The following is a 1,809-nucleotide window of genomic DNA, read 5'->3' as shown; positions in this document are numbered from 1 at the left end:
AATAGGTTTAGTGTAAAAATGGTTTTTAATAATTTAGTTTTTTTATTATGTTAAAAAATATATAAATCAGAGACTAACGTTACTTTCCTGGTAATTAATAGCTATCTTCTGGCTCAGGATTTTTTCTATTTTTATATAATAAAGGATTATTTTCAGAGTCTAAGGTGTCTTCTTTGGTTGATTGCTTCATGAGTTTATTAACATGATCTAAGGTTTTCAAAACATACTTCTCATCATTAGCATCACAGTTTTTTGCAATATATTCTAATAAATAAGGGGGGATGATATTTTGTTTTCTTGCTCTATTGTCAATCATGATAATGCCCTATTTTATATGTATGTTATGGTGTTGGTGTATATTTGGTCTAATCTAAATAGTAGCCAAACTAACCATGTTAGTCACTACTAAAAATGTAAATTTTTTTATGATATGACTTTTTATGATATAGCCTAAAGGGATAAGATGATTAGTTTAATTAAATTAAAGATAAATATACTAATTTAACTCCAAGATGCGTGTGACTTCTCCCCGCTTTGCGGGAAGAAATCAGGCTTCACATCGTGTTGTAAATTGCAACTTGAGGTTTAATACGTATATATGAAAGTCATCAAGACCTTCCCTGGTCTTGAATGATTAGAGGGATATTACAACTTTTAGAGTAAAGTTCCGACTTGTTTCCATGAATGAGTCACAATATCTGAAATGTTCTTGCCAAATAATTTGTTAGCATTATCAATGGTTAGCTGTGCAAAATCATCAAAGCTGGCTTTGTGGGATAATCGTTTGTCCAATAATGTATTATACCAAATTTTTCCCGCTTGCTCCCAAGAATACCCGCCCAACTCGGTTGCCAATAAATAGAATGCCTTATTAGGGATACCAGAATATTTGTGAACACCTCCGTTATCATCTCTGACGGATAAATCCTGATATTGATCCATATGACTAACTTGATTATCTTTTGGGTTTGCTGATCCAGGATTTTTAAATGAGCGTAAGGCAACATTAGGGTCATTGTTCGGATTAAGTGCTGGGCCAAATATTCCCTGGCCTATCAACCAATCAGATTCATTAACTTTTTGGTTATTTGCATACTGTTTTACCATAATACCGAATACATCTGAGATTGATTCGTTTAATGCACCCGATTGATAGGCATAGTCAAGATTTGCTTCACTTTCAGTTACTCCATGAGTTAATTCATGCGCAGTAATGTCAATGCAGGAAGTGAAACAGTTAAAATAAGGTGCATAACCATCACCGAAGACCATTTGATTATTATCCCAAAATGCATTCATATAGTTTTTTTGGTAATGTACAGTAGCAACTAATTTAAGACCTTTGTTATCAATTGAATTACGGCCAAAAATTTTCTGATAAAACTCATATGTTTTACCAAGATAATTATAAGCGCCAGTGGCTGAAATATCATCAATCATAGCCATGCCCTCGCATAAAATTAATTTATTCCCTGGGTATTGATCATTATATTCAGCATTGTAAATAGTTCTATTTAATTTATTATCAAAACCTGGCTGATATCCATGAATTAATGCATCCATTTCAGCAGAGCTATTCATCAGATTGTAAACATGATCTAATGTTTTCAATATGTACGCTTTGTCGATTTGGCCGCAAATTTTAACAACGTATTCCAATAAAGATGGTGGGATGATACCAGATTTATTTAATTTATTTTGATGGTTGCGCATAATGATACCCCCGCTTTTTAGGTGTTATGCATATTTTTATCTCTAGGGACTTTAATTAATTATTAATCTAAGTGATGATATTTTCTACTAATGGAA

Annotated in this window: 2 protein-coding genes; both read right to left on the bottom strand. The window is 32.3% G+C overall.

Annotated elements, in window-relative coordinates; genetic code table 11:
* Positions 1-94: 94 nt before the first annotated feature.
* Positions 95-316, bottom strand: coding sequence for a protealysin propeptide domain-containing protein (locus IQ211_RS19060; protein WP_189759920.1), 222 nt, complete (start codon positions 314-316; stop codon positions 95-97).
* A 338-nt stretch (positions 317-654) separates the two neighbouring features.
* Positions 655-1,713, bottom strand: a complete 1,059-nt coding sequence (locus IQ211_RS19055; RefSeq protein WP_189759921.1) for a M4 family metallopeptidase — start codon at positions 1,711-1,713, stop codon at positions 655-657.
* Positions 1,714-1,809: the final 96 nt, after the last annotated feature.

The sequence above is a fragment of the Xenorhabdus griffiniae genome (assembly GCF_015163655.1).
GTDB lineage: Bacteria > Pseudomonadota > Gammaproteobacteria > Enterobacterales > Enterobacteriaceae > Xenorhabdus > Xenorhabdus griffiniae.
Note: the sequence above shows the minus strand (reverse complement) of the source record. Positions and strands in the feature narration are given on the sequence as shown.